Source organism: Clostridium manihotivorum (assembly GCF_004015185.1).
Taxonomy (GTDB): Bacteria; Bacillota; Clostridia; order Clostridiales; family Clostridiaceae; genus Clostridium_AR; species Clostridium_AR manihotivorum.
The window spans coordinates 64,442-90,121 of record NZ_CP025746.1; the positions used below are offsets into that span (position 1 = coordinate 64,442).

At 31.8% G+C, this 25,680-nt stretch carries 22 protein-coding genes; 4 read left to right on the forward strand and 18 right to left on the reverse strand.

The genetic code is table 11. The features are described from left to right. The first annotated feature begins 22 nt into the window (after positions 1–22). Positions 23–682 (forward strand): DUF4230 domain-containing protein, encoded by a 660-nt coding sequence (locus tag C1I91_RS00275; protein WP_128210697.1) that lies wholly within the window; start codon positions 23–25, stop codon positions 680–682. Positions 683–700: 18 nt separating this feature from the next. Here the strand turns inward: C1I91_RS00275 and C1I91_RS00280 are convergent, their stop codons facing one another. Next, positions 701–1,462 (reverse strand): tRNA threonylcarbamoyladenosine dehydratase, encoded by a 762-nt coding sequence (locus C1I91_RS00280; RefSeq protein WP_128210698.1) that lies wholly within the window; start codon positions 1,460–1,462, stop codon positions 701–703. 243 nt (positions 1,463–1,705) lie between these two features. Between C1I91_RS00280 and C1I91_RS00285 the strand changes: the two genes are divergently transcribed. After that, positions 1,706–2,632 (forward strand): CPBP family intramembrane glutamic endopeptidase, encoded by a 927-nt coding sequence (locus tag C1I91_RS00285; protein WP_128210699.1) that lies wholly within the window; start codon positions 1,706–1,708, stop codon positions 2,630–2,632. A gap of 107 nt (positions 2,633–2,739) precedes the next feature. After that, positions 2,740–3,432 (forward strand): 5'-methylthioadenosine/adenosylhomocysteine nucleosidase, encoded by a 693-nt coding sequence (locus tag C1I91_RS00290; protein WP_128210700.1) that lies wholly within the window; start codon positions 2,740–2,742, stop codon positions 3,430–3,432. A 57-nt stretch (positions 3,433–3,489) separates the two neighbouring features. Here the strand turns inward: C1I91_RS00290 and C1I91_RS00295 are convergent, their stop codons facing one another. Further along, complete coding sequence (locus tag C1I91_RS00295; protein ID WP_128210701.1) at positions 3,490–5,046, reverse strand: anti-sigma factor; 1,557 nt, start codon at positions 5,044–5,046, stop codon at positions 3,490–3,492. Next, positions 5,027–5,599, reverse strand: coding sequence for an RNA polymerase sigma factor (locus tag C1I91_RS00300; RefSeq protein WP_128210702.1), 573 nt, complete (start codon positions 5,597–5,599; stop codon positions 5,027–5,029). Before C1I91_RS00300 ends, C1I91_RS00295 begins: the two co-directional genes overlap by 20 nt. 214 nt (positions 5,600–5,813) lie before the next feature. On the opposite strand from C1I91_RS00300, the gene C1I91_RS00305 reads away from it, so the two are divergent. Further along, the gene (locus C1I91_RS00305; protein WP_128210703.1) at positions 5,814–6,305 is read left to right on the forward strand and encodes a DUF6803 family protein; all 492 of its coding nucleotides are present in this window, start codon (positions 5,814–5,816) and stop codon (positions 6,303–6,305) included. Between the two features lie 166 nt (positions 6,306–6,471). Here C1I91_RS00305 and C1I91_RS00310 read toward each other — a convergent pair whose 3' ends face one another. From C1I91_RS00310 to C1I91_RS00380, 15 genes are all read right to left on the reverse strand, one after another. After that, the gene (locus C1I91_RS00310) at positions 6,472–7,716 is read right to left on the reverse strand and encodes a DUF1015 domain-containing protein (protein WP_128210704.1); all 1,245 of its coding nucleotides are present in this window, start codon (positions 7,714–7,716) and stop codon (positions 6,472–6,474) included. Between the two features lie 244 nt (positions 7,717–7,960). Continuing rightward, complete coding sequence (locus C1I91_RS00315; RefSeq protein ID WP_128210705.1) at positions 7,961–8,875, reverse strand: D-2-hydroxyacid dehydrogenase; 915 nt, start codon at positions 8,873–8,875, stop codon at positions 7,961–7,963. 48 nt (positions 8,876–8,923) lie between these two features. Next, the gene (locus C1I91_RS00320; RefSeq protein WP_128210706.1) at positions 8,924–10,000 is read right to left on the reverse strand and encodes a pyridoxal-phosphate-dependent aminotransferase family protein; all 1,077 of its coding nucleotides are present in this window, start codon (positions 9,998–10,000) and stop codon (positions 8,924–8,926) included. Between the two features lie 277 nt (positions 10,001–10,277). Beyond that, on the reverse strand, positions 10,278–10,463 hold the full coding sequence (locus tag C1I91_RS00325; RefSeq protein WP_128210707.1) for a hypothetical protein: 186 nt from the start codon (positions 10,461–10,463) through the stop codon (positions 10,278–10,280). A gap of 168 nt (positions 10,464–10,631) precedes the next feature. Next, entirely contained in the window at positions 10,632–11,591 is a 960-nt protein-coding gene (locus C1I91_RS00330) for a hypothetical protein (RefSeq protein ID WP_128210708.1), read from the reverse strand. A gap of 185 nt (positions 11,592–11,776) precedes the next feature. Further along, complete coding sequence (locus C1I91_RS00335; RefSeq protein ID WP_128210709.1) at positions 11,777–12,595, reverse strand: CsxC family protein; 819 nt, start codon at positions 12,593–12,595, stop codon at positions 11,777–11,779. Between the two features lie 224 nt (positions 12,596–12,819). Next, positions 12,820–14,595: a sensor histidine kinase gene (locus tag C1I91_RS00340; protein ID WP_128210710.1), complete on the reverse strand. Its 1,776-nt coding sequence runs from the start codon at positions 14,593–14,595 to the stop codon at positions 12,820–12,822. 136 nt (positions 14,596–14,731) lie between these two features. Then, positions 14,732–15,736 (reverse strand): galactofuranose ABC transporter, permease protein YjfF, encoded by a 1,005-nt coding sequence (yjfF, locus tag C1I91_RS00345; RefSeq protein ID WP_128210711.1) that lies wholly within the window; start codon positions 15,734–15,736, stop codon positions 14,732–14,734. Then, positions 15,733–16,773, reverse strand: coding sequence for an ABC transporter permease (locus C1I91_RS00350; RefSeq protein WP_128210712.1), 1,041 nt, complete (start codon positions 16,771–16,773; stop codon positions 15,733–15,735). The genes yjfF and C1I91_RS00350 overlap by 4 nt, the downstream gene beginning before the upstream one ends. Further along, positions 16,770–18,269 carry a sugar ABC transporter ATP-binding protein gene (locus C1I91_RS00355; protein ID WP_420808459.1) on the reverse strand — a complete coding sequence of 500 codons (1,500 nt, stop codon included), beginning with the start codon at positions 18,267–18,269 and terminating at the stop codon, positions 16,770–16,772. The genes C1I91_RS00350 and C1I91_RS00355 overlap by 4 nt, the downstream gene beginning before the upstream one ends. 930 nt (positions 18,270–19,199) lie before the next feature. Next, on the reverse strand, positions 19,200–20,198 hold the full coding sequence (locus tag C1I91_RS00360) for an ABC transporter substrate-binding protein (RefSeq protein ID WP_128210714.1): 999 nt from the start codon (positions 20,196–20,198) through the stop codon (positions 19,200–19,202). Positions 20,199–20,522: 324 nt separating this feature from the next. Beyond that, complete coding sequence (locus tag C1I91_RS00365; RefSeq protein WP_128210715.1) at positions 20,523–22,379, reverse strand: substrate-binding domain-containing protein; 1,857 nt, start codon at positions 22,377–22,379, stop codon at positions 20,523–20,525. Then, a complete protein-coding gene (locus C1I91_RS00370) occupies positions 22,376–23,584 on the reverse strand; it encodes a response regulator (protein ID WP_128210716.1) in 1,209 nt (402 codons plus the stop codon). The genes C1I91_RS00365 and C1I91_RS00370 overlap by 4 nt, the downstream gene beginning before the upstream one ends. Before the next feature lie 277 nt (positions 23,585–23,861). Beyond that, complete coding sequence (locus C1I91_RS00375; RefSeq protein ID WP_128210717.1) at positions 23,862–25,367, reverse strand: carboxypeptidase M32; 1,506 nt, start codon at positions 25,365–25,367, stop codon at positions 23,862–23,864. 31 nt (positions 25,368–25,398) lie between these two features. After that, entirely contained in the window at positions 25,399–25,617 is a 219-nt protein-coding gene (locus C1I91_RS00380; protein ID WP_128210718.1) for a hypothetical protein, read from the reverse strand. Between the last annotated feature and the right edge of the window lie 63 nt (positions 25,618–25,680).

The window sequence follows — 25,680 nt, forward strand, 5'->3', positions numbered from 1 at the left end:
TTATAAATTTAGGAGGTGTGACATGTTCAGAAATATTAGAAAAAAGACTTTCAATATTATACTAGCCTTCTTAGTATTCACCTCTTTAGGCTGCTACATAAGCTATAGAGTTATAGAAGATAAAGACAAGCCAAAAATAACAAAAATGCTTCCATCTAAATCTAATACTAAGTTATCCTTCGTTACCGAGGAAAGTATAGTAGACAAAATACAGAAGGTTGAAAAGTTGGTGGTAGTTGAAGTTGACCTTAATGAAAAAATGGTTATTGATAATAGCTGGGGGGAATGGGATGTTTTTAAAAAGATCCAGAGAGTAGATTATTACGGAAAAGGCTCTTACTCTTTAGACTTATCTTCAATAGACAATTCTAAGGTTAAGATAGACAAGCTCAACAAGGAAATAACTGTGCATTTACCAAAACCAATTGCTAGTACGCCTACAATAGATTATGATAAAACCACTTTTGAATCTACAGAGAAAGGACTTCTCAGGTTTGGCGATATAAAATTGACCAAGGATGAGAGTGCAGTAATAGATAAAGAGGTAATTTCTAGGATGGGCAGTAAATTAAAAGATACAAGCATCTATGATGAAGCTGTAAAAAATAGTGAAGATACCGTAAAAAAGTTAATCAAACCTATAGTTGATGACAATGTAAAAATAAATGTACTTTTTGAATAAAAAGTACATTTATTTTCTTTATATATATTCTTCTATAATATCTCTAACAACTTCGGAAGCTATTATCATACCTGCTACTGGGGGAACGAAGGATACACTGCCAGGTATCTGTCTCTTAACAGCACACTTCTTACTACCGCCTGTGCATACGCAACCTTCCTTGCAAGTAACAACTTCATCCATTTTTGGCTTTCTTGGTACTTCTTCAGAGTAAACTACTTTTAACTTCTTTACTCCTCTTTTTCTTAACTCATATCTCATTACTTTAGCCAAAGGACATACCTTGGTTTTATATATGTCAGTAACCTTGAATTGAGTTGGATCTAACTTATTGCCTGTGCCCATACAACTCATAAGCTTTATATTCTTATTTTCACAATACACAGCTAAGGCTATCTTAGCTGATACCGTATCTATAGCATCAACTACATAATCAACATCATCAGTAATTATCTCTGATATATTGTCTTCCGTAACAAATACTTGGTGTGTTACAATCTCACACTGCCTATTTATTTCTCCAATTCTTTCTTTCATAACATCAACTTTATTTTTACTTATGGTCTTATACGTAGCATGTACTTGTCTATTTAAGTTAGTCAAGCATACCGTATCATCATCGATAAGCACTAGAGTTCCTACTCCAGCTCTAGCCAAGGCTTCTACAGTAAAACTTCCAACACCGCCTATTCCAAATACAACCACTTTACTACCCTTTAATTTATGTAATGCTTCTTTTCCTATAAGGAGCTCTGTTCTTGATAATGAATGCTGTAGCATTGTATTACTCTCCTTTTCACCTAACCTCTAGATGTGTTCGTTCATTGTTAAACCTAGCTACTAATTATTGAACTATACATCTTTATCTATAAAACAACTTATATAATATACTATAAATCTTATCGCATCAATAGGTAAATAATGATTATCATCAAATATGTTATACAACCTTTTACCGTTTTACATTAATTGTATTTCGTGTTAATATAATGATTATAATTGACTACATAATGAGGTGAAAAAATGAATCTTAGAAAACTAATTATATTTAATCCTTTTATCGATTTAGAAGAGGAAAAGGTTTCTCCTGAGAAATTTGGTATATTTGTTGCAATTATGATTGCGGTGCTATTTGCTCTTATAATACCTTTTGCTGTGGATATAGTATTAATGATCGGTTCTGCAATAAAGGCATACTCTGTATCACCTTTAAGCGTTGATGGAGCTATTAAAGGTATTGAAAAATCCCAAAGCTTTTTACTGATATCTACTTTGATATCATTTTTATTAACAATAATTATAATGTGGAAAGGCTTCACTAAGAAAACCCACAATTACTTCCCAGAAAGAAAATTTAAAACTTCAGATATTTTAGGAGTTATTGCTTTAATCTTAGGTTTTCGATTGTTATTCTCTGGATCTTTAAGTTACCTTGTAGACTTAATACCTGTACCTGATTTTATAGAAAAGGCCTTTGATCAAATGTTTATAAACCCTGCCATAGGAATAATAACTGCAGTAATAATAGCACCTATACAAGAAGAGTTCGTTAATAGAGGAATAATACTAAATGGTCTATCTAAAAAGTATTCTCCAAAGGTTGCATTAGTGATCTCTGCATTAATCTTCGCTGCTATGCATATGAATCTTCCTCAAGGAATAAATGCTTTTTTACTTGGATTAATACTAGGATATGTCTATTTAAGTACTAAATCAATATTCTTATCAATATTATGTCATGCTACTAATAACATATGTGCTATTATTCCTGAGCTAAAAAACATACACAATATCTATCTATTAGTAGCTACTTCAATAGCAGTAGTAGTTGTAGGAATCTTACTAATGCGCTTTGGGCTAAAGAGGTTAGACTTAAAAAATCGTAGAATTCATTATGATTCTATAAGGAACAGTACAAACTTTGATAAGGAATTAGACTTTAACATATAATTTAAATATATCCACCTAACAAATCCTTATTTAAATTATGCTGTTTATTTGAGAAATCCCAGCATATTAAGTATAATTAGAATTATTAACTTTTATGGAGGTTTGTGATGACTATAGGAATCATTGGTGCAATGAATGAAGAATTAGAGATTCTTCTAAAAGATATGAACTTGGAAGATACTGAAAAAAAGGCAAATATGACTTTTCACCGTGGTCAGTTGTGGGGTAAGGATGTAGTTGCTGTTGTTTGCGGTATTGGAAAGGTTAATGCTGCAGTTTGTACTCAAGTACTTATCAGTGAATACAAGGTTAACATGGTGATAAATGTTGGCGTTGCTGGAGGTATAGGTAAGGACATTTATCCAGGAGATGTTGTAATAGGAAATTCCTTAGTTCAACACGACATAGATACAACTGTATTTGGAGATAAGCCAGGGCAGATTCCAAGATTGGATACCTTTGACTTCAAGTGCGATGAAAAGCTTGTTGAAATAGCTAAAGAGGCTTGTAAGTCACTTCCTGAGATTAATACTTTTGTAGGAAGAATTGTGTCTGGGGACCAGTTTATAGCAAGCTTAGAAAAAATTCAATGGTTAGCTAAAGAATTTGATGCTTCTGCTTGTGAGATGGAAGGTGGTAGCATTGCTCATGTTGCCTACCTAAATCATGTGCCTTTTGTAGTTATAAGATCTATATCTGATAACGCTAATAACGGTGCTCATATGGACTATGAAAAGTTTATACCAATAGGAGTAAAGAACTCAACCTCAATCTTAAAAGCTATGGTTGAGCTGATCTAAGCAAATAGCGCCAGACTTACCTAACAGATAAGTCTGGCGCTATTTATTTAATTAGATTTATTTTTCTGGCACAGTAAATATACCCTTTTTCTCTCCGCTATTAAGATTAAGCCTCACAGCCTGGAAAACAGCCCCACTACCTTTAATCTTTCTCTCTCCATATATAATAGTATCATCATTCACAAAGGTTTCTATTAGATTTACATTTGGTATGGTGATGATATCACTCTTTCCTTCAGTATATAAGTTAAAAATTGGTTTTCCATCACTATTAGTAGTCTTACTTATATATCTATTTCCACTTGGTGAAATATAATTTTTAAAGTCATTCTGTATATCTATAGTACTACTATAGTAATGCACTTTCATAGTGTTTATATTGAATATACGTCCTTCATCATTGCCATTAACATCTGTATTCACTGATATCAGAAATGGACTATCGGACTTTTTGTCATAGGTATATCTTCTGTATCCAAGATCAAAAATTTTACTAAGCCTATTATTACTGTAATCATATTGATAAAGCTCAGTGTTTTTTTTATCATCATAACATAACGCATATATATAATTATTATATGCAAACAATTCATAAGGATTTATTCCTTCTATAGGCTTATTGGAGGGTAATAAGGTATTTTTTGAAGTTATTATTATCCCTTCATCAGTAACATACTTAACAGTATCTTTATTTTCATTAGATACATAACTAATTTTTTTACTATCTAGATTATATAGATAAATATCTTCTTGAACTTGAATACAAAGATATCTATCATTAGTTGACCAGGTTATATTCCCTTCATCTATAGGTTCAGTACTGTTAACTCTTAAAATCTCACTCAGTTTTGTATCTACTATATAGCAATTAGAAGATATGGATTTATCAACTAGCAAAATAAACCTTTTGGTAGGGCTATATACTCTCTTATCGCTGTCATAGTTATTCCCATCACTATTAAAAATCCCCTCTTTTAAATAAAAATTAGTTTTATTATTTAATGAATAATAAAAAACACTCTCATTATCTAATATGAGGTAGATGCTGTTTGATGCTACAAGAGTGATCTCTTTATCTTTTCCATTAACTAAATCTTTACTAGCCTCTGAAGACGTTCCTATATACCTTTTAGTCATATCTCCATCTTCAGTTATTGATATTGAAAGTTTGTTTTCATCTTTAATATCTTTCTTTGCATCTTTTATTTCTTTCTCAGTATAGCTAGAACCATAACTAATTGGTGAGTTCTTATTTTTTGAATCCAGCTCCATCACCGGAAGTATAACCATGAAAATAAATAATGAGGCAACAGCTAAACCAAAGTGTATGAGTTTTTTGTTATTCCTTCTAACTATACTAATGGCCTTTACAGAATTCTTATTGTACCTGTCTAAGTCTATAGAACCCATTATGTTAGATTTTCTACTGCTATAAGTAAAATCTTCTCTAGCCATATCATTAAACATACTATCTCTAATAAAAGTCTTATCTTCATAGTATTTTCTACAGGTTTCACACTCGTCTATATGTTGTTCCATCTGATTGTTATAATCACCAGATAGCTGACGTTCTATAAACTCTATAACCTTTTCTTTAAACTCTAGACACTCCATAACTGTCACCTCCTTTAATCTTATTATTAGTATACTTTTCATACTTAGTATATAACCGGTAATACCGTTTCTTCACCGTAGACTCATTCATGCCCATAAGATTTGATATTTCCTTAAATGACATTTCAGGATGAGCGTATTTAAAATATAATATTTGCTTGTCTATCAAACTTAAAGTATTTATAAAATTTTCTATGGACGCTAGGATTTCTTTATATTCTACTATCTCTTGGGGAGATCTCTCCCCTGAAATTGAATCTTTAATATTATCAATTGCTATTTCTTTATTTTTAGAAGCCTTTCTTAAGTAGTCAATAGCCTTATTATGTGCGATAGAATATATCCAAGTGGAAAACTTATTTTCTTTATTATATGTATATAACTTATTATAAACAGATATAAATGTATCTTGACATAAATCCTCAGCCATAGCTCTGTCACCAATAAAACTATATATGTACTTTAATATAGGGAGTTCATATTTATCAATAATATACTCAAAATATTTTGCTTCACCTTTTAAAATTCTTTCAACTAACTCTATATCGTCCAAACTACTTCACCCCCACGAAGCTACAAGTTACATATATTCCAATATTATACTACCATAAAAATGCTTTTAATGCCCTATATTGGTAATATTTTTAATTACTCTCGTTTTCTGAATATATGTTAAATTTGTTTAATCACATACTTTTTCTTCATACAATCTTCACAACATTTTAGTAATTTATAGTCACAACCATATGTTAGGGGGATTCAATATTATGAACATGACACATTATATGTCACTTTTATCAGATAATCAGCCTTGGAATCTTATTATATTCATGGCTATACCAGTTATTTGTGCTGAAACGCTTACAATCACTGAATTCTTTATAATTTTTAACAGAGTAAAACAAGGCACTGTTAAAACTATAAATAAGTTAGTTGGAATCTTTGCTGGTCTATACTTTACAGGAATCTTTATTTATTTATTTGTCAATGCAGTAATACCACTAACCACTTCTGGCGGATGGCATACCTGGGTTGATGTAGTTGCTGTTGGCTTCTATCTTAGCGGTGTTTTATTCCTACTTCCAATATCGTTAATGGAACTTGGATTGATTTTTAGAAGTAAATCTGAAGAAGAAAAACTAAAGCTTCACTTTATGCTTGTAGGCGGGTTCTTGGTAGTTGCTCATATTGCCATGATCTTCGGTATGGTAAACCCTGAAATAATAAATAGTATGCCTAGCATGCAAGATATGCACTAAAATTCATTATTTCCTAGGAAATAAAAAAGCTCACTGAAGAGACTTCTTCAGTGAGCTTTTTTGATCATCTGCCTTTTCTGAACATATGTGAAGAAATTCTGGCAGACGACATAATTTTATTTTTTCACCTTATAACAATGATAGTTTTAAAAATAAAACTAACTTACTAACTTAGTTTGTGAATAAATAGTCCACTTCTAAGCTTTGGCTCAAACCATGTAGATTTAGGAGGCATTACATCTCCACTATCTGCTATATCCATTATCTCCTTCATAGATGTAGGATACATAGAAAATGCTACCTTCATATCACTTGAAGCTCTTTTTTCAAGCTCATCCAAACCTCTTATTCCCCCTACAAAATCAATTCTTTTATCACTTCTTGGGTCTTTTATATCTAGTATAGGAGATAATAAATTATCTTGAAGTATTGAGACGTCTAGACTCTTAACAGGATCTTCAGCATCAAAGCTACCACTCTTCGCTTCTAGCTTATACCAAGTCCCATCTAAAAACATCCCAAAACTACGCTTTGACTGAGGCTTATACTGTTTACCACCTTCTATAGTAGTAACAGAAAACTTCTCCTTAATCTTACTTAAAAAATCTTCATTACTTAAACCATTGAGGTCTTTTACTACCCTATTATAATCCATAATATTAAGATTAGATTCTGGAAATAAAACCGCTAAGAAAAAGTTAAATTCCTCTTGCCCATTAAAATTCTTATATTCTTCTCTTCTTCTAAGTCCAACTTTTACAGCAGAAGCTGCTCTATGATGACCATCTGCTATATATAAATAATCAACCTTACTAAAATGATCTTTTAAAGATTGTATACTTATACTATCATCTATCTTCCAAACCATATGTCCTATTCCATCTTCAGATATAAAATCATACTCAGGTTTTTTCTCAGTCCAGCCATCAATCAAAGTTGAAATATTGTCATTATCTCTATAAGTTAAAAATATAGGACCAGTATTTGCATCACAAACATCCACATGTTTTATTCTATCTTGCTCCTTGTCAGGTCTTGTGAACTCATGTTTTTTTATAACATTATTTAAATAATCATCAATAGATACACAAGAAACAAGTCCTGTCTGACTTCGTCCATTCATAGTTTGTCTATAGATATATAGATATGGTTCCTCATCCTGTATAAGAATGCTTTTCTTCTCCATGCTGTCTAATACTTCTTTAGCTTTTTTATACACAGACTCATCATATATATCCACAGAAGGGTCTAAGTTCACTTCAGCCTTATCCACATGAAGGAATGAATACTCATTATCTCTTACCATTATCCTTGCTTCCTCAGAATTCATAACATCATAAGGAAGTGCTGCAACTCTATCAGCAAAAGCTCTTACAGGCCTAACTGCTTTAAAAGGTCTTATTACAGCCATCATTATCCCCCTTTATATAAACAAAAATTTATAGTCTTATATATTTAAATAATTATATAAATATATAGTAATAATGCCAACTTCATAGACTTTCACCCTGTTCCAATTCACTAATACATAAGGTATAAAGCTTACGCAAATTATGTTAAGAAAAAAATGTACCCTCTTTCAAAGCATACTTAAAACATCCCATATATATGATGGTATATTTTAAATATAGAAATTGGGTACAAAGATAAAAATATTAGAAGAAATCCTTTATTATATCAACTATTTCATTACCTATTCTAGTTTGAGCCTCTTTAGTTGCTGCACCAATATGAGGGGTAGCACTTACTCCTGGATGATTAATCAGAGCCTTATTCTTAGCAGGTTCTTCTTCAAACACATCTATACCAGCACCAGCTATCTTTCCCTTATTTAAGGCTTCAAGTAATGCTGCTTCGTCCACAACTTTTCCTCTAGCACAATTAATTAAATAAGTTCCATCCTTCATAAGCTCAAATTCTCTTTTACTTATCAATGGTCCTTTTGAAGCATCAAAAGGTACATGAAGAGTTATAAAATTTGACTCTTTCAAAAGTTCATCAAGCTCCTTATACTCATAGTCACATTTATCAAGATCACTAATCTCACCTAGTCCATCAAAATATATGATCTTCATTCCAAGGCAGCAAGCTCTTTTAGCCACTTCTCTTCCTATCCTTCCCATGCCAACTATACCTAAGGTTTTTCCGCTTAACTCTATACCTTCATATTTCTTTTTGTTCCATTCCATATTTCTCATGGTAACATTTGATATATTTATAAACCTTGCAAGTGCAAACATGTGAGCAATTGTAAGCTCAGCCACTGATGCAGAACTCGCGTTGGGTGTATTCATAACTTGAATCCCATTTTCTAAGGCATAGGATACATCAATATTATCTACTCCTACTCCACCTCTTATTATGAGTTTCAATCTTCCTGTCTTACTTGCCTTATCAATTATAGCTTTATTTATCTTTGTAGCTGATCTTACCACAACTACATCATACTCTCTCAATATTAGTCCAAGCTCTTCTGGAGCGTAATGCTCTTCAGCTACTTCAAAACCTAAATCCTTAAGCTTTAAAACAGCGTCTTTTTCTAATCCATCAGTCACTAATACTCTATACATAAATACTTACTCTCCCTTTAATTTAATAAAAAAGTTGCTGAAGCAATCTTATTCAAATCCTAAAATATCATTGATATTTGTTAATAATTCATTTATTTCATCCACAGTGCAATCAGCCATATGAGCTATTCTAAAAGTTTTATCTTTTAACTTTCCATACCCATTGGATATCTGGAAGCCTCTGGTTCCTAACTCCTTATTTAATGCACTAATATCAATGCCTCTAGTGTTGGTTATATTGGTTACTGTATTAGACCAATAACCTTCTTCAGGGAAAATATCGAAGTATTTCTTTGCCCAAGCCCTAACTATATTAGCCATCTCAATATGTCTCTCGAATCTATTTTCTATTCCTTCTTCATTGACTATATAATTTAGTTCATAGTCTAAAGCAAACATATGAGATATAGATGGAGTAGATGGATATTGATAATCCTTCTTTTTAATATATTTATAAAGTGCTAATAAATCTAGATAAGTGCCTCTGAAAGGAACTTTTTCAGCTCTTTCTTTAGCTTTATTAGAAAAAGTACACACTGCTAGTCCTGGAGGCAAGCCCAATGCCTTTTGGCTAGAAGTTATACAAATATCTATTCCTAATTTATCAACCTCTATCTTTGTTCCACCAGCTGAGCTTACTGTATCAACACAGAAAACTACCTCTGGATATCTTTTTACTACCTTTGATATATCTTCTAGATTGTTCATAAGTCCTGTTGAAGTTTCATTATGAGTTATGGTTATAAGGTCGTAGTTACCTGTAGAAAGTGCTTTCTCTACATCCTCAGCCTTTATTCCTTTTCCCCATTCAACTTCAAACTTATCAGCAGGCACGTTATTGTTTAAAGCCATTTCATACCATCTATCTCCAAAAGCCCCACTGGAGAAGACAGCTGCCTTCTTTAACGTACATGATCTTATGGCGCCCTCCATAAGTCCACTGCCTGAACTTGTAGAAAGTAATATCTCACTTTCTGTATAAAATAGTTTTTTAAGATTGTTACTAATTCTTCTTTGAAGCTCTGATGCTTCTTTTCCTCTATGACCTATTAGCGGTCTTGCCATCTGTTCCAATACTTCTGGTCTAACCTCTACTGGTCCGGGAATAAATAATTTTTTGTGCATAATGACACCCCCAAAATAAATTAAATACTCCCATGTGTTATTATAAATTCTACCATTTTCAAAATATTTATACAATAATCTTTTAAAAAAACAACTGTTTATATAATAATGTATTAATTTTTTCCTATAGTGTTAATGAAAATGTCTACAAAACTAGCTTTTTTATTATTTTTTTATTATATAAACATATGGCTTTTTTATTAAAGCTATATTATTAAAACTCCTCTAATAATTCAGAGGAGTTTTAATAATATAGCACTGATTTAGCCTCACATATTTAGTTGTTTGTTATCTTATTTTTTAGGTGGTCAAACTTACCAATATGGCAAGTTTCATTATTATAATTAATGCAGTTATCGCAGCTGACAGATGACAAACCCATACTAAGCATCAATATCTTATCCTTTGGATCATAATCATCGCAGTTTTCACCGATAATACATCTGAGCTCATCATACATCATATTAAAACTCCTAAGTAGATAATATAGTTATTATTTACTTAGGAGTTTTAATATATACTTTTTCATTATAATCTTGTGTGATGTCTTTATACTTCATTTTTGGTTTCAAGATAATAAATAAACATCCTTAACAAAGCTTTCATTAAGGATGCTTTTCATATATTATAATTAAATTGTCGCATATAACTCTTTTAAAAGAGCTATATTTAAGCTCATATCTCCAATAATGGTTACACCTCTATAATACTGTTCCTTAATGTCATATAGGGTAGTCGGTTCCTCCAGTATACATCTTCCATTAAACTTATTACCAAGTAAGTCTATATCGGTAGGTATATTAACACTACTTGAATCTTCTATCATTCTAGTTTCTATATAGGTATTTATTGTACCACTAAAATTAGAATAAAAAATTAAATCTTTAGTGTTACAGAGCAAGCTTTTATTCTCAATACGATCTATACTTAAGTATTTAACCTTTATTCTTAATATGCCTCTATAGAACAACTTCACCTTACTCTTTTCCTTAAGCTGCCTAAGTAATAAGAGGTTACCACTTATTTCTTTTATATCACAAGATATATCTTCAACTCTATATATCTTTTCTCTCTTTATATAAAAACACTCTTCAATGGATATTGGAACTTTTATAGCCGCTAATAAAACATTCACGTTACTAATCTTTCCGCCTTCAAATCCATCATCATTAACTGAATCTTCATTGTCATTATAGTCTGAGTATTCCTGTTTACTATAACTATCTCCATAAGATATGTCTAAGCTATTATCAACCTCTTTTGTACCGATAACTTCACTTGACAATGTGATCGCATTACTAAAAGAAGGTTTCATAGATGTTATTTCTTTTACACCTAGTTCCTCTATTTTATCAACATCATTAGTTTTACTATAATTATCAACTCTACTGCCTGAATCAATTACACCAATCTCTTCATAATTCCCTCCACTAGAAGGCTTTTCATAAGATGCTACTATATCCTCAAGAGAATCTAGTTTATATTTATCTTTATGTACATTTTCATTTAAAACATCTTCATCATCAATTTCTTCGTAGTAACCTACAAGTAATATAGAGAGTAATATCTTAGCTAATAAATCCTCATCCACATAAATTCATCCTAGTTTAATTGTTTTATATGATATTATAAGCTAAGAGTGCAAAACTGATACAGTTTTGCACTCAAATCATTAAGTCTTATTCATATATAGCCTAGTGATAAATGCTACTTAAATAATTAGCTAAATATTGTAATATTCCTTAAATAGAATTTCCTCAAAGTATACTAATTATATTAGCATTCTACTAATACATATTGTTCTTGAAGAACCTTAATATCTAAGAAAAGAACCATCTTTTCAACTATCTTAGAATATAAGTTACCTTCATATTCAGGAGTACAGTTACATCTTTCTTCATGTTCTGGTCCAGGTTTCTTTTCTCCGCCTTTTCCATCTTCCCATCCGTCATAACAGCCGCCTAGTGGAGTAGCATCCTTATACATATCTAACTCGATTATCTTGAAACCATCAAGTTTTATAAAAGGTCTAGTATTGTAAACTGTTGCTTCCTTAAAATCAGATTCACAATAAGCTTTTCCTTTTACTCCATCATATGAACATGAGCAGCTATCATACTCTGATGCATCACAATAAAGATCAGACTCAGTTAAACTTGTTCTATCCTTATTTATTGGCTTTAATAAGAAGTCGATATCAGTTATAACATGGAATGGAACTTTTACTGTATGATGTTTTATATCACCATTGATTACGCTCTTATCCTTGCTTACACAATCAGCTGTAGCATATTCTATATTCTTTTCGATATAGCCTTGTAAGAATAACTTTCCGCATTTTTCGTTTAAGCTTACAACTCTAGCTTGAGTTAAGAATAAGTTCTTCTTTGTTCTCTTAATTTCATAGTATTTTTCATCGCAAGGTAATTCTATGCAAGATTCAATACCTACTTCTACTTCTTTTGCAGCTATAACTACAGGAAGTTTACTAAAGAATGGTGGCTTTATTCCCTTTACACAACTATTAACACCATGAGCTTGAACTAAAGTTTCAGATTTTGCACATCCACAATTATATTTAAAATTATCTGCCATATTAATACCTCCATTTGAGTATGAACTTAATATATAATACTAATCCTGTCGAAAATATGTGACTGCATTTAGAAAAAATTTGCTTTTATTTAGGCTAAGTTTATTAATTTGTAAATACAGTAACTTTAATGTAGCTAGTAACTTAATATGATCTGGAGGCATATACTATGAATGTACATTTTTATCATAAAATTATCATATTCCTACAATATCTATTCAAATAGTCATTTTAAAATTGGATGCCATATATCAACTACAGTTCCTTCACCATATACGCTACTGTATATTAGACCATATTCATCACCATAGTTGAGCCTTATCCTTTCATTAACATTGAATATTCCAACGCCGATTCTACTCCTGGCTAGAGAACTTTTCTTTAATATCTGATTTATTTCTCTAAGCCTATCCTCATCAATTCCAACTCCATTATCTATTACTCTTATGTGAATCTTATTGTCTTTTTCCTCTCCCTCAATTACAATACTTCCATTTCCCCGCTTTTCTTTTATGCCATGATAGATGGCATTTTCTACAAGTGGCTGAAGTATCAGCTTTATTACAGAGTATTCTAATATATCTTCATCTATATCTATCTTATAATTTAGTTTATCCTCATATCTTACCTTTTGTATAGAAAGATAACTCTCAACATGCCTAACTTCATCCCTTAACTTTATAATCTCATTGCCATTGTTCAGCCCAATTCTAAGAAGGTTGGTTAAGCTAGTTATTATTTTTACTATATTATCAGCTCCATGTTCTTTTGCCATCCACTGAATAGTATCCAAGGTGTTGTACAGAAAATGAGGTTTTATCTGAGCTTGCAGAACACTTATTTCTGCTTTCCTCTTATTTTTCTCCTCAATTTGTACTAACTCTACTAGGTTCTTAATTTCTTTTATCATTTTATTAAAAGAGTTGCCTAGCTCCCCTATCTCATCGTTGTATTTACTATTAAAATGAACATTTAAATCTCCATCCTGAGTTCTTCTCATTAGCATTCTAAGTTTTGTTATTGGATTTACTATAGATTTAGTGAAAAATATAGCTAGTATTCCTGCTAAAATAAGTGTTATTAAAGCTATAAAAAAGGAGTAATATTTCATATAATTTATTACCTTTAGAGTTTCATCAAGTGGAAATACTCCCACGGTTCTCCATTTCGTATACCGAGAGCTTGTACTCATCATTTGATAGTCTTTGTTTTTTATTCTTTTAATAATAAAGTTGTTTCTGTTATTATCAAATATATTTTTGTTAATTCTATATACTACTTTATTAACAGGAGAGTACACTATCTCATTATCAGAATCCATTATATATACAAAGCCTGTTCTTCCAGGCTTTACATTCTCTATAACTTGTTTTATTATATCAAGCTTCATGTCTATAAGTATTACACCTACACAGCTTTCGTCTGAATTATCATACACAGCCTTAGACATTGATACTACGTTATCTGCAGAATAGTTGAATATATTGTTGATGTTCCGGCCAACAGGCTTGCTGAAAAGATTTATATTATCTTTATTCTCCATAGCCTTCTTATACCATCTTTCGTTGGTAAGAGGATCCCTTGAAATCCTATACATTACATCACTTACATATGAATCATTCTTATTAACTATCATTATTCCCGCTATTTCAGGATGTAAATTGACAAATCGGCTTATTATCTTCATTGCATTACTAGATATATCATCTTTATAATTATTTTCATCAATACTATTACTGTTTAAAAAAGCTAATACACTTGGATCTTGAGATAAATAATTGGCTATATTTTCAGTATCTTTAATATAAAAATCAATATTATCACTTATCTGTTTTATCATCTGTTTAGTATTTGCCTGCTGCTCATCACTCATAGAGTTTTTGTATATCAAATTTCCTAAAATAGTTATGGTTACTGTAGGTACTAATATTACTAAAAAGAAATATAATATTAATTTTCTTCTCATGCTGCTATTTAAAAAACTAGATATAACCTTCTTCAAAATTACTTCCTCCAATTAGCTAGACAATCTTGACTACAGTTTAATTTCTTACCTTATTTTTGTCAATATGGATTAAAAAGGTGACCAAGTTAAATGATCACCTTTTGTTTTAATATTTAAAATTTATGTTATTATACTAAGTTACTACAGTCTTTTTCTTTTCTTCTCTTATCACTATAACTCTCTGAAGCACAATAAATATAAATAGCAACATACCGACTGCAATCTTAGTCCACCAAGAATTTAGAGTTCCATCAAACATTATAAGACTTTGAATAATACCTGTTGTCAAAACTCCGAATACAGGTCCTATTGGGTATCCAACACCACCGGTTAATAGTATTCCTCCTATTACACAAGCAGCTATAGCATCCATTTCCATACCATTACAATGAAGTCCATAACCTGATAAAGTGTATATTGTAAATAATAGTCCTCCTAAGGCTGAACAAAAACCAGACAGTGTATAAACCAAAATCTTAGTTCTTCCAGCATTCAAACCCATAAGCATTGCCGAATTCTCATTACCTCCAATAGCATACACCCTTCTACCAAACTTTGTGTATTTTAACAAGTATACCGATATAGCTACTACTACAAGGCTTACTATAACATTAATAGATACAAACGCCCCCGGAAAAATAGGTATTCTAAATCCTGATATTGCTGTAAAAGTTGGATTATCTATAGTTATTGTGTCTATGCTGATTATATAGCTAGCGCCTCTTGCAAAAAACATACCTGCCAGGGTTACTATCCATGGATGAAGCTTAAACTTTTGTACTAGTATTCCTTGGACAGTTCCAAAAATTATACCAACTATTAAAACAAAAGCCATTACTACAAAAGCATTTACTCCATGTTTTAACATACTGGCAGTAATCATACTTACAAAAGCTATCATAGCTCCTACAGAAAGATCTATTCCTCCAGTTAGTATAACCAGAGTTTCTCCTATGGCTACCACAATAAGATATGCATTATCTATAAACAGGTTTGAGATTACCTGGGCAGAGAAGAATCCATTATATAGCACAGATCCAATTACAAATAATAATATAAACAATGCTACTGTTGCATAAATAGATATATATGAGGAATTAACCTTAAACTTCTTCTTTTTTACTACAGTATTACTCATACTCTAGCCACCTCCTTTGTTTCGTATTTCTTGCCAGTAGAAGACTTGGACTTCAACATTTTTCTAAACTCTGGAGATTGTATTATGCATACCGCGATAACCACTAAAGCTTTAACTACCAAAGTTATTTCTGGAGGCACTCCCATGCTATATATAGTTGTGGTAAGTGTTTGTATGAACAGTGCTCCTATAACTGTTCCACCTAGATAAAATCTACCTCCGGCCATTGAAGTACCACCTATTACAGTAGCCAATATAGCATCTAACTCTAGCCACAATCCAGCATTATTAGCATCTGCACTTTTTATATTAGAACATATTATAATACCTGCTATACCTGCCAGTAACCCACATATTACATATAAAGAAAATATAACCTTCTTAGAGTTTATTCCTGAGTATCTACTGGAGGTACTGTTAACTCCTATAGATTCTATAAACAAACCTAAAGCTGTCTTTCTTATAAGTAAATACATCAACAAAGTAATGGCTCCAGCTATAAATATAGCTACTGGTAAAAACCAATACCCTGTACCTATAAATATGAAAGACTTGTTAGTAAAGGTTAAAATCTGTCCATTAGTTATAAGCTGAGCAATACCTCTTCCAACAATATATAAAATTAAGGTTCCTACCATAGGTTGAACACCTATATAAGCAACTAACAACCCATTCCATGCTCCACATAATATTCCTACTATCATACCTGAAAGTATGGCTACCGGTACTGAACCGCCACTAACTATAACAGTAGCAGATACAGCAGCACTTATGGCTATTATTGATCCTACCGAAATATCAATTCCTTGAGTTGCAATAACTATAGTCATTCCTAAGGAAATTAATATAAGTGGGGCCGCATGGTTTAATATATCTATTAGATTTCCAAATAAGTGACCATCTTTAATTGTTACACTTACAAACCCAGGTCTTATAATAAAATTTAATAATATCAATGCTATTAAAGATATCAGGGGCCAGAATATCTGCATACTGTAAAAGCTTTTTAGTATACCTTTTGTTCCACTGTTTTTCATGCTAACATCCCTCCTTCTGCTATAGTTTGTAATATGGTTGATTCCTGTATCTCTTCTCCTACTAGCTCACCTATTATTTTTCTATCTCTGAGAACAAGTACCCTGTCACAACAGCTAACCATCTCCTGAAGCTCTGATGATATAAATATTATAGTCATCCCATCCTTTGCAAGCTCTCTCACTAATCTCTTTATCTCATCCTTAGCTCCAATATCTATACCTCTTGTTGGCTCATCTAAAATCAGCAACTGTGGATTTGTGGCAAGCCATCTTCCTAAGATAACCTTCTGCTGATTTCCACCACTCAAGTTATCTATTCTTTGCTCTGTACTTGGTGTTTTTATATTCAATAATTCTATATATTTTTGAGCAATTTCTTGTTGCTTTTTCATAGGGATGTACTTAAAAATTCCCTTATTAGATTGAAGTGCTAAAACAATATTTTCTCTTATGGTCAACTGTCCCACTATACCTTCAATCTTTCTATCCTCAGGACAAAAGCCTAAGCCCTCTTTTATAGCTTTTTGAGGATAAATATATGAATATTCCTTTCCATTTATGGTAACAGTTCCGTGATCAGATCTATCAATTCCAAATAAAAGTCTTGCGCATTCAGTTCTTCCAGAGCCAAGAAGTCCTGCAAGTCCTAGAACCTCCCCTTTTCTCACATCTATATCGAAAGGCTCTATGGTTCCTTTTCTTCCAAAGCCTTTAGCCTTGGCCAAAGCTTCTGCTTTGTCCTTTATATTATATTTTCTTGTAACATCATTAGCCTTTTGCATTTCTTCATAATTCTTACCAATCATCTTTGATATGAGGTCCATCTGTGGTAATTTCTCTGCTTCATAAGTACCAATAAAGTTTCCATTTCTTAGAACTGTTATTCTATCTGAAATCTCATAAACTTGATCCATAAAGTGAGTTACAAACACCATAGACATTCCTTCAGCTTTAAGCTTTCTCATTACCTTAAATAATTGTTTAACTTCATTGCTATCCAAGCTAGAAGTTGGTTCGTCCAATATAAGTATTCCATTAGATATGTCAACAGCTCTTGCTATTGCTACCATTTGCTGAATTGCCACAGAATACCCTGATAATAATCTTTTTACGTCTATTTTTAGATTAAGCCTCTCCTCTAGTAGCTTTTCGGCATTTTTATTCATAACATTCCAATCAATATGGCCTCTTTTCATAGGCTCACGGCCAATATATATATTTTCAGCTACAGTTAGATTAGGACACAAATTTACTTCCTGATAGACAGTACTTATACCATTTTCTTGAGCATCATGTGTTGATGTAATTTTTACTTCTTTTCCACTTAAAAGTATGGTTCCTTCATCTATTTCATAAACTCCTGTAAGAACTTTAATTAAAGTAGACTTTCCTGCACCATTCTGTCCCATAAGAGTATGTATTTCACCTTTTCTTAGTTGAAAATCAACATTCGAAAGCGCCTTTACTCCAGGGAATGACTTACTAATACCTTTCATTTCTAAAACTATATTATTATCGGGCACTAATATTCCCTCCTTTTCAACAACAATCTTTTTAATATTTCAATTAGAGTACTAATTCAAAAATAACAATTATCTTTTACACATATGACCAATTCATTTAAACGTAACTCCACAATTATCAAATGAAATCCTTTAGGTGACTGCAAGATCATATACTGACCTTACAATCACCTAAAGAGAAAACCATATTATTCTTTTCATAAGCTCATTAAAGTATTAGATAGATAATCCTTTAACTTTAACAGCCTACTTTATAGATCTTTATTCTAGGCTATGTTTAATAATATTGTTGAAATTAAGTGGTCATGAAGGAGATGCTATATGAGCGAGCAGTTAGAATTAAATGATTTTTTCAGATGGAATGGATTTAAAAATCACTAATACGTTCTTCATTAGTGATTTTTTGCGCATCTGCCTTTTCTGAACGTATGTGAAGAAATTCTGGCAGGCGACATAATTTTTTACTCTTTACTCTTTTTAATCAAGACATTTTATATTATTTTCATTTAAATCAAAATATAAGAATTTTATAAAAGTTATGATCATTAAAGAGTAAAACTGTATGTTCGAACGTAGTGAGTTTACAGTTTTAGCCATGGAATATGAAAAAATCATATTAATTCTTTGCACAAGCTAGAGATAAACTACTTCATATTGAAATTTGTCAAAATAAAACTTCGCAGATTCATCGAAAGCTTTATTTTGAGTTCAAGGATTGAAGTAGTTTATCTATTCATCTGAACAGATGTATCACTTCGATCCTTAAACCATTTTTAAAGCTCTCACTTGTTTTGGTGAGAGAATTTAAAAATATAAATTTTATTACGAAGTGATACATCTATCATCTAGACATCGGATGACTGACCACTTAATTTCAACACAGTACTTTAACAGAGGCTTATTCTAATACTTTCTATTAGGTAATTCAGCCTTAGCTTGATCTTGCTTGAATACACCTTCTTTTGATTTAATGTTTTTGTCTGTTAACTTTCCGTCTAATATCTGCTTTGAAACTTCTAGAAGCTGTGGCCCTAAAAGTGGATTACATTCAACTATTCCATTTGATTTTCCATCTGCCATAAGCTGGAACATATCTTTTATACCATCAACAGAAACTATAAATATATCTTGTCCTGGTTTTTTACCGTATTCTTCTATAGCTTGTATAGCACCTACAGCCATATCATCATTGTGTGACCAAAGAACATTTATCTTATCTCCATCAGACTTTAAGAAAGCTTCCATAACTTCCTTTCCTTTAGCACGAGTAAAATCTCCAGTTTGTGTCTTTATAATCTTATAATTTGGGCAATCCTTTATTGTTTCATTAAAACCTTTTTGACGTCCTATCATAGCTGTTGAACCTACTGTACCTTGAAGTTCTGCTATATTAAGAGATGCATCCTTACCAAACTTATCTATTACAAGCTGAGCTGCCTTCTTACCTTCCTCTTCCATATCTGATCCTAAGAACGCTGTTATAAGAGACTCATCTGATACCTTTGCATTTCTATCTACTATAACCACTGGAATCTTAGCATCCTTAGCTTCCTTAAGTACTGTATCCCATCCTGTTTCAACAACTGGGTCAAGCGCTATTATATCTACCTTTTGAGCTATAAATGATCTTATAGCCTTTATTTGATTTTCCTGTTTTTGTTGTCCATCAGAGAACTTCAAATCGAAATTCGTATCTAGCTTAGGTATCTCCTTAATTGATTCAGTTTCAGCAGTTCTCCAACCACTTTCTGCTCCAACTTGAGCAAATCCTATTACTTTCTTTTTACTAGATGAATTTGAAGATGTAGTTTTTGAGTCTCCTCCTTGGCTTCCACACCCAACAAACATGCCAGCAACCAAAGTTGCAGCTACCAAGACACCAAACAATTTTTTTATCTTCATATTTACTTCCCCCTAACATTTTTATACCGTTTACATTTATAATTATATATTTTCTGTAAATAATTGTATTTATACTATTCAGTAATTATTTACACTTTTCAAACAAATCTTACGCCTTGAATAAAATATATAGTCTACCTTAATCCTTTGGTATTATCACTAAATCCTCTTATTTCTAATCTCTCAACTTCAATATAACTTTTTAACCCAGCCATAAATAAAAGTCATGCATAAAAGAATACTTATCTACCTTTTATGCATGACTCCTATTTTTATAAAGAGCTTTGTACATTTTTCAACAGCTCTATCTAAAAATGTACAATATTAATATTCTCTCTCAAATATCTGCTTATTAGTAACTCCCTTTGTGAATATATCCTCTGAGTTTACAATTCTTAAAGGCACCTCATATCCATCTACCACCTGTATGGCTGTTCTGATTAGCTGAACTCCTAATAGCGGATTACATTCAACAGTGCCATACATCTCACCATTTTTTATAGCGACAAGGGCTTCTTTTGTTCCATCGGTACCAACAACTATTATATCCTTGCCTGGAATCAATCCTAATTCTTTTATTGCATCTATGGCTCCAAGGGCCATATCATCATTTTGAGCATATATCACATTCACTTTATTAGGGTTTTTCTTAATATAGTTTTTCACTATATTTTTACCATCATTATATTCAAAATTTCCGTAATAAGAATCTATTATATTATAATTGTTATAATCTTTTATTATCTCTACAAAACCATCTGTTCTATCAATAGTAGGTGCTGCCCCTTCATTTCCTTTAAGCTCAAGGATGTTAACCTTTTTTTTGTCCTTAAATAAATCTACTAATAATCTAGCAGCCCTTCTTCCTTCCTCATAGAAGTCTGAACCTATATTATTAATCCAAAGAGAATCATCTGAATCAACATTTCTATCACTTATAATTACTGGTATGTTGGCGGCCTTAGCTTCTTTAAGCACATCATCCCATCCAGACTTTACATAAGGAGAAAAAGAAATAACATCAACCTTCCTTTTGATAAGTTCTCTTATCATACGTTTTTCATCCTCCTGAGTTGATCCTTCTTCTAAAAATACTAAATCAACCCCAGCCTTCTCTGCTGCATCCTTGATAGATTTTGCATTTACTTCTCTCCACTTACTCTCAGACTTTAACTGTGCATAACCTAAAACAATCTTTTTATGTTCTTCAGTCTTTTTCAATTTATTATTTAAATATCCATTTACATTACTTGCTGTTATCTTGTCACTCCTAAGTATTATTTTTTTAGGTATATCAGTCTTCTTATTTAGTATGTCTAAAGCATAATCAATGGCTTCTTTTCCGCCCGTGGGACAAGTAAATGTACCTTGCATCATTCCCTTTGACACTAAGTCTAAGCCTCCGTTTTCTCCTACAAGACCATCTATTCCAATTATCTTAATATTATTAAGTCCCAAATCATGAACTGCCTTATACGCTCCATAGGCCATATAATCATTGTGTGCAAAAATTATATTAATATCTTTATCCTGCTGAAGGATCTCTTTCACCTTATCTTCCGACTCATCCCTCTGCCACTCTCCTATTATTGTCCTGGATATTTCTATGTTGCTATAATTACTAATTACATCTCGAAGTCCTTTGCTTCTCTCTACTACAGGATGAGAATTTAATAATCCTTGCACCTCCAAGATCTTTCCTTTTCCATTACCAATAAGATCTGCAATGTACTTTCCAACTTGTCTACCTATAGACTCGTTATCAGGACCTATATAAAGACTGTAGTCATACCCCTGAACAGCTCTGTCCAAAACTATTACAGGAATAGATTTATATGCTTTACTGACCTCTGGAGTAAGTTTTTCTGAATCGTTCATAGAGACTATAAGCAGGTCAACTCCACTTGCTAAAAGTTCATCTATATCTTTCTTTTGCTTTTCAGTGTCTCCTCCTGCATCCCTATATACTACATTGATATTCTTATGCTTTTTAGCTTCGTTTACTATATCTTGATTCATTGATATTCTCCAAGGCTCAGTTAAATTTGCCTGAGACATACCTATAACATATTGAACTTCGTTGGGATCCTTATTAGGGCTTAATCTTACAAAACAGAGTATTACTATAATTGCTATAAGCGCTAAAAAAATAAAAATTATATACCTGGTCTTTCTAATCAACTACTAATTACACCACCTCTGTACTCACTTGGTGAAAATCCTGTAACCTTCTTAAAAGCCTTACAAAAATAATGTTGGTTACTATATCCTACTAGCTCTGCAACTTCATAAATTTTCACCGAAGGATCTTCCATTATACACATAGCTTTGTTTATTCTTATATTAGTTACATAATCAATGAATGACATACCAGTCTGCTGCTTAAGCAATTTACTAAGGTATGACGGGTTAACCTCAAACTCCTCTGCAACCTTTTCAAGATTCAAATCGTTTACAAAGTAATTTTTATTTATATATCTTATTGCTAAAAGCACTACTGGTTTATATTTTACCTTTCTAGCTATGCCCTCTATTATAGCCTTATAGGATTCTGTAATACTTAGTATGTTATTAACTCTCTTTTGCTCTACTATCACTGTATAATGCAGATAATTATATATCTTTTCTTCTATTAATGAGCATAATCCAAACCACTCCAAGTTATTTTCTGTATCCATTATTATTACTATATTATCTTCATCATCAACGAAAGCAAGTACGGTAGTCCAATTACTTAATACTTCTGAGACTATATTAGTTATTGCAAAATTTAAAGTTTTCTTCTGCCAGTTATTACCTGAAACAACTAAACTAAGTCTTTCAACTACAGTTAACACCATTATACCTAAGTTATTATTAAATTTTATATCAAAAAAGTTCAACTCATCTAATAGCTGTTCATAATTAAGTCTTCCATTCACCCAATTACTTAAGAAAGATTGCTTTAGTGCCTCTGAGTTATCTTCTATCTGTTTATTTGACCAATCTAAATAACTTCTTTCTTCCTTAATTTTATTAAGCTCCTTTATAGCTTTATCAATAACATTCCCTAACATATCACTATCTATAGGTTTGAGAATATAGTCAAAAACCTTCAGCTTGAGAGCCTTTTGCGCATAAGCAAACTCATCGTATCCACTTATAATTATAATTATTGATGTACTTAATCTGGAACGAATCTTTTCTACAAGATCTAATCCGCTTAGAAAGGGCATACATATATCCAGTAAGATTATATCCGGCCTTTCTTCCTCAATTATCTTCAGCGCTACTTCTCCATCTTCTGCCTGACCTATAACTTGTATATTCAGACTACTCCAATCAAATAAACCTACTATTCCTCTTCTAATCTTAGGCTCATCATCAGCAACTAGTAATTTCCACATATAAATCCCCCTTTAGATATTGAATTAATATGTATGATCTATTGCGTCCTATTATTGAATATACAATTTCAACATAAAATCTGTCAATATTAGGAATCATCTATTTTATGCTTTCTTTTGTACTATTTTACTATATATATCAAAGTCTCTATTGTTTAAATAGTATTAAACTATTTTATTAAATAATAAAAATCCACTAAAGCTTCTTCAGTGAGTTTTATATTAATCCTAAAAGTAAAAAAGCAGCCTTATTTTTAAGGCTGCCACTAAAGCTTTACTACTTCAGATCATAAATCTCTTCATATTTGTCATTTAGATATTTTATAAAATACTTAGCATTTAACTCTTCACCTGTTATTAGCTTTATAAGATCTGCAGGTTTATAAACAGCTCCATGCTTATGAACATTTTCCTTAAGCCATTGATGTACAGTATCAAGATCTCCATTTTCTACTTCATCAAAAACCTTCGGATTGTCTTTAATCATTTTTTCTAACATTTGAGCCCCATAAAGATTTCCTAAAGCATAGCTTGGGAAGTATCCAAAGGACCCATCTGACCAATGCATATCTTGCAGTATTCCTTCTGAGTCATTTGAAGGTTCAACACCTAAGTATTCCTTATATTTTTCATTCCATATCCTTGGTAAGTCTGCTACTTCTACTTCACCATTAAATATTAGCTTTTCAATTTCATATCTTATAATAACGTGAAGGCTGTATGTTAATTCGTCCGCTTCTGTTCTTATAAGTGATGGTTCTACTATATTTATAGCTTTATAAAACTCCTCGAAAGTTACATCCTTTAATTGAGAAAATCTACTCTTTGCTTCAGGAAAGAAATACTTCCAAAAAGCTTTGCTTCTTCCTAATATGTTTTCATAAAATCTTGACTGGGATTCATGTATGCCCATTGAAACCCCTGTTCCTAAGCCAGTACCTATAAGGTCATCAGGAATATCTTGCTCATATATAGCGTGACCACCTTCATGAATACAGCTAAATAATGCACTTCTAAACTCATTTTCATAATAATGAGTTGTTATTCTTACATCCTTATTTCCAAAGTTTATAGTAAAAGGATGTACACTCTCATCAACTTTTCCAGCTTCAAAGTCATAGCCCATCTTCTTTAAGACAAATATGCTAAACTCTTCTTGCTCTTCCTTAGTAAAGCTCTTTTTAAAGAAAGAATCATCAATTTTTGTTTTGCTGCTTTTTATCTTATTTAGTAGTTCAACAATTGCATCTCTTAATTCACCGAAAACCTCATCTAGTTTGGCTACAGTTATTCCTCTTTCATACTTATCAAGTAAGCTGTCGTATTTAGTTCCTGTATATCCTGTATACTCTAAAAACTCCTTCTGAAACTCAATAACCTTTTCAAGATATGGTTTAAATATAGAAAAGTCATTTTTTTCTTTAGCCTCTTCCCAAGCTGCCTCTGATTTTGAACTTAATATAACATACTCCTTATATCTGTCTTCAGGAATCTTCTTTATCTCTTCATAGCCTCTCTTAAGTTCTTCTATCATCGCTTTATCAATTACACTTAACTCATCTAGATGAGGTTCAAAAAATTCTATAAACCCCTTAACTTTTTCTGATGTTGTGAACTTATAACCTTCTCCAGAAAGATAGCCTACAACCTCGGCTCTTTGCTCTACAGCCTTTTTAGGCATTCCAACCCTCATGTCCCAGTAAACTATGCCTGTAGCTTGCTGTAAAAGTTCCATAGTTTTTATATACTCTCTCACTTCTTTAAGCTTTTCTTGTAAACTCACAATAATATGCCCCCTTTTATATATTTAAATTTTAATCCTCATACATCCGTCTTGGATCCTCAGCTTTTATTTGCGTAACATCCTCTTCAAAAATCAATATGGATTCTGTCTCTCTGCAATATTTTACGCATATGCATTGCCCTAAATTCCTAGGACATTCTCTACATAAGCAATTTTTTTCTTCTCCATCGCAGCTATTATTCTTAAAATCAGGACAATAACTACAATTAAACTTTGTTCCTATCGGCATAATAACCCTCCATACTAATTTTTATATAGCATATTATACCACTTTAAAATTTATTAGTCATAT